Origin of the sequence: Actinophytocola sp. (assembly GCF_045807065.1) — a bacterium.
Lineage (GTDB): Bacteria > Actinomycetota > Actinomycetes > Mycobacteriales > Pseudonocardiaceae > Actinophytocola.
On sequence record NZ_JBJMIE010000082.1, the window covers coordinates 1 to 5,768 of the forward strand.

At 70.9% G+C, this 5,768-nt stretch carries 6 protein-coding genes; 4 read left to right on the forward strand and 2 right to left on the reverse strand.

Annotation, left to right across the window (positions count from 1 at the left end; genetic code table 11):
• Window positions 1–139: 139 nt before the first annotated feature.
• The 4 genes from ACJ73U_RS04570 to ACJ73U_RS04585 all read left to right on the forward strand — a co-directional run bounded on the left by ACJ73U_RS04570 (window position 140) and on the right by ACJ73U_RS04585 (window position 3,058).
• On the forward strand, window positions 140–739 hold the full coding sequence (locus ACJ73U_RS04570) for an isochorismatase family protein (RefSeq protein WP_407776245.1): 600 nt from the start codon (window positions 140–142) through the stop codon (window positions 737–739).
• Window positions 736–1,626 (forward strand): GlxA family transcriptional regulator, encoded by an 891-nt coding sequence (locus ACJ73U_RS04575; protein WP_407776246.1) that lies wholly within the window; start codon window positions 736–738, stop codon window positions 1,624–1,626. The genes ACJ73U_RS04570 and ACJ73U_RS04575 overlap by 4 nt, the downstream gene beginning before the upstream one ends.
• Before the next feature lie 64 nt (window positions 1,627–1,690).
• Window positions 1,691–2,224: a GNAT family N-acetyltransferase gene (locus ACJ73U_RS04580; RefSeq protein WP_407776247.1), complete on the forward strand. Its 534-nt coding sequence runs from the start codon at window positions 1,691–1,693 to the stop codon at window positions 2,222–2,224.
• Between the two features lie 93 nt (window positions 2,225–2,317).
• The gene (locus ACJ73U_RS04585) at window positions 2,318–3,058 is read left to right on the forward strand and encodes an SDR family NAD(P)-dependent oxidoreductase (RefSeq protein ID WP_407776248.1); all 741 of its coding nucleotides are present in this window, start codon (window positions 2,318–2,320) and stop codon (window positions 3,056–3,058) included.
• A 74-nt stretch (window positions 3,059–3,132) separates the two neighbouring features.
• On the opposite strand, the gene ACJ73U_RS04590 is transcribed toward ACJ73U_RS04585, so the two are convergent.
• On the reverse strand, window positions 3,133–4,308 hold the full coding sequence (locus ACJ73U_RS04590; RefSeq protein WP_407776249.1) for an MFS transporter: 1,176 nt from the start codon (window positions 4,306–4,308) through the stop codon (window positions 3,133–3,135).
• 342 nt (window positions 4,309–4,650) lie between these two features.
• On the reverse strand, window positions 4,651–5,768 hold a 1,118-nt coding region (locus ACJ73U_RS04595), incomplete at its 5' end, for an ABC transporter permease (protein ID WP_407776250.1).

Genomic DNA, 5,768 nt, shown 5'->3' on the forward strand with positions numbered 1-5,768 from the left:
ATCGACAACGCGACGTTCTGACAGTCGTCCAACACGGCGCAGCGGATAGTCACCCGACCGAGTGTCGCTGACCAGATCGGTCCGCACCCTGTCGGGTTGGTGCCTACCGGGCCACCACGGCGTGCACAAGGCTGGCGGCATGCGGAGAGCACTGATCGTGATCGACGTCCAGGAGTCCTTCCGGCAGCGGCCGGCATGGCAGGCCGTCAACAACCCCGACATCGCCGACGACGTCAACGCGCTCGTCGCGGCGGCCCGCGCGGACGGTGACCTCGTCGTGTGGGTGCTGCACGCGGAACCGGGCGGCGACGGCGTGTTCGACCCCGCGCACGGGTTCGTGCGCCTGCTGCCGGAGCTGGACTACCGCGAGGGCGAACCGTTGCTCGTCAAGACCTCGGTCAACGCGTTCACCACCACGAACCTCGCGCAGCTGCTGACCACGCACGGGGTGCGGGAGCTGCGGGTGTGCGGGATCCGCAGCGAGCAGTGCGTGGAGACGACCACCCGGATCGGCCACGACCTCGGCTACCAGATGACCTACGTCGTTGACGCGACCGCCACCTTCCCGATGCCGCACCCGGACGCGCCGGCCGACCGGACCGTCGCGGAGGTGCTCGCCGACCCGCGCACCAAGCAGGCGGACGACGTCGTCGCACACACTGCCTGGGTGCTGGCCGACCGCGGTTTCGCCACGGTGGCCACAGTGGCGGAGGTGACGGGTACGCTGACCAGATCGTGAAGGTTGTCTTCGTCCTCGCGCCCGGCGTGCACCTGCTCGACCTGGCGGGGCCGGCGCAGGTGTTCCACGACGAACTCCTCGGCTACGACCTGCACTGGGTGGCCGAGGACGTCGAGGTGACCACCGCGCAAGGCCTGCCGGTGCGTGCGCGGACCGCGTGGCCGGAGCTGGCGGCCGACGACCTGGTCGTGGTGCCCGGCTGGCACTCGCCATCACTCGCCGCGACGTTCGCACTCGGCCAGGTGACCCTCGACCGGGTCAAGGCGCACCACGACAACGGCGGCATGGTGGTGAGCGTGTGCGCGGGCGCCGACGCGTTGGGCAAGGCGGGCCTGCTCGACGGCCGTCGCTGTACGACCCACCACGGCCTGCAGGACGAGCTGGCGCGGCGCTACCCGCGGGCCACCGTGGTCCGCGACGTCCTCTACGTGGTGGACGGGCGGGTCGCGACATCGGCCGGCATCGCGAGCGGCATCGACCTGGCCCTCCACCTGGTGGCGACCAGACACGGCCCCGCGACGGCGGCGAAGGTCGCGCGGTCCATGGTGGTGTACGCGCGGCGCAACGGCGACGAACGGCAGGCGAGCGCGATGCTGCGGCACCGGTCGCATGTGGACGACACGGTGCACCGGGTCCAGGACCTCATCGACACGCGCTTCACCAGCACGCTCACACTCGCCGCGCTGGCCGACGCCGCCGGGGTGAGCCCGCGGACGGTGACGCGCCTGTTCGGCCGCGCGACGGGCCTGACCCCGCTGCGCTACCAGCACCTGCTGCGCCTCGAACGCGCCGAGCACCTGATCGGTCACGGCGCGACCGTCGAGTCGGCGGCGCACGCGGTGGGCTTCGAGGACGCCCGCATGCTCCGCCGCCTGCGTGCGCGCTGAGCCGCTGCCGACCAGCCAGCACGGATCACATCGCCGGCATCCCTGAACTGAGTAGTCTCGAAGTATGGGCGAGGAGCTGACGACCGACCGGCTCGTGGTGCGGGAATGGCGGCTCGACGACGCCGCCTCGGCGCTGGCGATCTACGGTGCGGACACGGTGACCCGGTGGCTCACGCCGGCGATGGGGCAGGTCGCGGACGAGGCGGCCATGCGTGCGGTGCTGCAGGCGTGGATCGAGGATCAACCGAACATGATGCCGCCGCGCGGCCGGTGGGCGGTCGAGCGCAAGGACGACGGTGAGGTCGTCGGCGGCCTCGGTATCCGCCTGCTGCCGCCGTACGAAGAGGATCTCGAGCTGAGCTGGCAGCTGCGCCCGGACGCCTGGGGCAACGGTTACGCCTCGGAGGCGGGCAGCGCCCTGATCAGGTGGGCGTTCACCCAGGAGATCGACGAGCTGTTCGCGGTCGCCCGCCCGGCCAACACCCGCGCGGTCGGCACCGCGAAACGGCTCGGCATGTCGTGGGTCGGCGAGACCGACAAGTACTACAACCTGACCCTGCAGGTGTTCCGCATCCGCCCGAGCGACATCGCCGACTGAACCCCCTGCGGCCCAAGGTGTCCGCCGCCTTGACGTGTCGACGAAGGGCGCTGTCCGCCCCACCGCGCGGGATCGTTCCTGCATGATGTTCGTATGGCACGCGTCCTCATCACGGGTTCCTCCAGCGGCCTCGGCCTGATGGCCGGGCAGCTCCTGCTCGAGGAGGGCCACGAGGTCGTCCTGCACGCGCGCGACAGGTCGCGGGATCCCGGCATCGCCGAGGTCGTGTTCGGCGACGTCACGAGCATGGCCGGGATCCGCTCGGTGGCCGCCCAGGCGAACGAGCTCGGCCCGTTCGACGCGGTCATCCACAACGTGGCGGTCGGCTACCAGGAGCGGCGCCGGATCCTCACCGAGGACGGCTTCGCGCACGTGTTCGCGGTGAACGTCCTGGCGCCGTACCTGCTGACCGCGTCGATGGCACGCCCGTCCCGGCTGGTGTACCTGAGCTCCGGCATGCACCGCGGCGGCGACCCGTCCCTGGACGACCTGCGGTGGGAGCGCCGGCGCTGGAACGGGTCGCAGGCCTACTCGGACTCGAAGTTCTGGGACGTGGTGCTGGCGTTCGCGCTGGCCCGCCGCTGGCCGTCGATCCCGTCGAACGCGGTGGACCCGGGCTGGGTGGCGACGCGGATGGGCGGCCGCGGCGCCCCGGACGACCTGTCGCAGGGCCACGTCACCCAGGTCCGCCTGGCACTGGGCGAGATCGGCGGCACCGGCGCCTACTACTACCACCTGACCAGGGCGAACACGCATCCGGCGGCCAGCGATCCGGCCCTGCAGGACGCGTTCCTGGCGACGTGCGCGGAGCTGACCGGCACCCCGATCGAGTGAAGCACCCGCCAACGGCTCGACCGTTGCTCCATTCGGCGTAATCTGAACCCATGTTCGAATCTCGCCCGTCCCCGTCAACCACCACGAGTCGCGTACCGGCGCCGCCCGAGGGTCGCGATCGTCACCAGCGGCACGCTGACCGCCAACGTGATCGCGAACATGGCGGTGAAGCTGCCCGCGTCGACCATCGGCCCGAACAGGGCGGCGCCGATCGCGCTGCCGATGAACAGGTTCGTGGCGAACAGCGACACGGCCATGGCGCGGTGGCCGGGCGCCATGTCGGTCGCCCACGTCTGCAAGGTCGAGTGCATGAACGCCCACCCCCCGCCGAGCAACACCGCCCCGACGACCACCGCGAACACCCCCTGCGAGATCACCATCAGGACGTACGCGAGCACCGCCATCCCACCGCCGACGAGGATCAGCACCCAGGGCGCGGTCGTCCGCGTGCGGCCCTTGACCACCCGCGCGAACACGAGCACCGAAGCCCCGTAGGCGGCGGTGAGCAGCCCCGCCACGGTGACCGACAGCCCCGAGGCATGCAACACGACAGGAAGGAACGTCAACGGTCCCAGCAGAACGAGCCCCTCGACCAACACCAACCCGAGCACGAGCAACGCCAGCCGGTTGGTGAGCACGCCCTTGACCGAGGACCAGACGGGGGCCGGGGCTCCGAGCCGCGGCTCGACCAAGGCACGCAGGAGGAACGACAGGACCCCGGCGATCACGGCGGTCAACGCGAAGGCGACCCGCCAGCTGGCGAAGTCCGCGATGGCCCCGGCCGTCACGGTGGCCATGGCCATGCCGACAGCCGAGCTCGTCATGAGATCGGTGAGCGGCGCCTGCCGCTCACTCACGGGAACGGTGTCCCCGATATACACGAGCGCCCCGGGAATCGCCGCGGCGAAACAAGCCCCGGTAACCCCTCGGGCGGCGACCAACCACTCCACGTCCGGCACCACAGCCGAGCCGAGCCCGCCGACCATGGCGAGGAGAAGCGCCAGCCGCATGGTCCGCACCCGCCCAAGCCGGTCGGACACCACAGCCCAGCCCACCTGCGCAACGCCGTAACAGAGGAAGTAGACGGCAGCCGCCCGACTGACAGCATCGACCGACCGCCCCATCTCCGCCGCGATGACGACCAGCATGGGCGCGATCATCAGCCGATCGAACTGCGAGGTGAACGACCCCAACTGCAACAACCGAAGCGACCGCCCCGACCCCACAACCCGGCTCGTGCCGCTCGACATACCTCACAGTCAAACTCCGCACACACCCCAGATACCAGCCGTAACCGCCGTGTCGCTCGCCACACGACCCCAGCACCTCGCCTCCTCACCCAAGCGAGCCAGCGAGACCCCCGACACCAACCTCCACATCGCAAACTGGTCCTGTCCGTTCCGCCGATCCCCATCACCGCCGCCCGGCCACTCGCTGAACTCGAGCACCCCGTTACCGCCATGAACGAGGCCACCACCCCGATCGCATCGCCATGATCATCGCCAACAGAAACCTTCACCAACGGCGAAGCCGATGGTGCGTGTCCGAGAGCGCACCACCGGCAAAACCTGGCCGACCATCTCCGACCACCCTCAGCCAAGGGCCTGCACCGGGCGGGCACGCAGCGCGAGCCGAGTGGGGATTCCTATTGCCAGCAGGCCGAGCAGGGCCGTCACCACGACGATCGCGAGGTAGCGCAGTGGCTCGATCGCCGGCAGCGGGGACTCCGTCAGCCCGATGCTCACCCCGACCAGCGGCGGGACAGCCGCCAGCGATCCGACCACCACCGCGATGCCCACCACGATGAACGCCTCGATGCGGGTCATCCGCCGCACCTGTCGCCTGCCCGTGCCGACCAGCCTCAACAGGGCGAACTCCCGTGACCGGGCCGCGGTGGCCATGACCAGCGTGTTCACCACGGCGATCGCCACGTAGCCGAGGACCACGAACATCGCGATCAGGTTCACCCACGTCTCGGTGTCCCGCTGTGACTGGCCGGCCGCCGTCAGGGCCGCGCGGTCGAGCACGGTCACCTCGGGCAGCGCCGACAGTGCCCGCCGGGCCGCGGGCACGTCCGATGCCGACACCAGGATGGACTGGTCGAGCCGCGTCGTCGTGTGGGCGGCGAGCACGTCGTGCGGCAGCGTCAGGTCGCCGAAGCCGAGGCCACGACCGTAGGTGGCGACGACCCGGGGCCGCATGACCGTGCCGTCGCCGAGGTTCAGCTCGATCGTCTCGCCGACGTCCACCCCGATGGTCTCGGCGGCCATCGTGCTCAGTGCGACCGTCTCCCCCTTCAGGTCGCTCAGCCGTCCCTCCCTCGGCTGCAGGTCCAGCGTGCGGTCGAGGTGCGCCGGCGACACGCCCTGCGCGGCGAACGGCGTCACCTCCCAGGTGCCTGCCAGCAGGTGCTTGACGAACACCTGGCTGCGCACCACGGGCGTCACCGAGGACACCCCGTCCGCGGACGCGACCTGCTGGGTCACCGACGGCGCCAGGCCGGACGGCGCGGACACCACGAGGTCCGCGACAACGCCCTTGTCCGCCTGGTCCTCGGCCTCCGCGGCGACCGTCGACTGCGCGAAGAGCTGCACCGACGCCATCGTCACGGCCAGCACCAGCGGGGTCACGGCCACGGCGAGACGCCGCGCGCTCGCGGTCACGTTGGCCACGGCCAGGTACCCGCCGACCGGCGACGCCGACCGCAGCG

What these genes read in the sequence shown, in the direction of transcription:
- ACJ73U_RS04590 (WP_407776249.1), bottom strand. Translation starts at nt 4,308, where the DNA reads ATGTCGAGCGGCACGAGCCGGGTTGTGGGGTCGGGGCGGTCGCTTCGG.
- ACJ73U_RS04570 (WP_407776245.1), top strand. Translation starts at nt 140, where the DNA reads ATGCGGAGAGCACTGATCGTGATCGACGTCCAGGAGTCCTTCCGGCAG.
- ACJ73U_RS04585 (WP_407776248.1), top strand. Translation starts at nt 2,318, where the DNA reads ATGGCACGCGTCCTCATCACGGGTTCCTCCAGCGGCCTCGGCCTGATG.
- ACJ73U_RS04580 (WP_407776247.1), top strand. Translation starts at nt 1,691, where the DNA reads ATGGGCGAGGAGCTGACGACCGACCGGCTCGTGGTGCGGGAATGGCGG.